This is a genomic window from Stenotrophomonas sp. SrG, from assembly GCF_050031795.1.
GTDB classification, from domain to species: domain Bacteria; phylum Pseudomonadota; class Gammaproteobacteria; order Xanthomonadales; family Xanthomonadaceae; genus Stenotrophomonas; species Stenotrophomonas rhizophila_A.
In genome coordinates, this window is sequence record NZ_JBNBBE010000056.1 from 1 (window position 1) to 349 (window position 349).

Sequence of the window (349 nt, forward strand, 5' to 3'; positions counted from 1 at the left end):
TTGCACGGCCACGTGGTCGAGTTCATCCAGTGGTACGTGGGTGAGCACTACTGGCCCTCGTTCAACATAGCCGACGCCGCCATCGTGGTCGGCGCCAACGGCATCGCGGTGTTCGGCCTGTTCGACGGCAAGGCCGCCAAAAAGGCGGATAATGCCAACCCGTAACCCCCCGCCGGCCGCTGCCGGGAGACCTGTCTGATGGATGTGCTGCTCGCCAACCCGGGTGGATTCTGTGCCGGTGTCGATCGTGCGATCGTGATCGTCAAGCGCGCGATCGAATCGCTGGGCGCGCCCTTCTACGTGCGCCATGAAGTGGTGCACAACCTCTTCGTGGTGGACGACCTCAAGA

General features: G+C 63.3%; 1 protein-coding gene and 1 pseudogene. Both read left to right on the plus strand.

Annotation, left to right across the window (positions count from 1 at the left end; all coding sequences use genetic code 11):
* On the plus strand, window positions 1-165 hold a 165-nt coding region (locus ACQG3P_RS18940; protein ID WP_426805897.1), incomplete at its 5' end, for a signal peptidase II.
* Between the two features lie 33 nt (window positions 166-198).
* Window positions 199-349 (plus strand): annotated as a pseudogene (gene ispH, locus ACQG3P_RS18945) (4-hydroxy-3-methylbut-2-enyl diphosphate reductase); the annotation flags it as partial.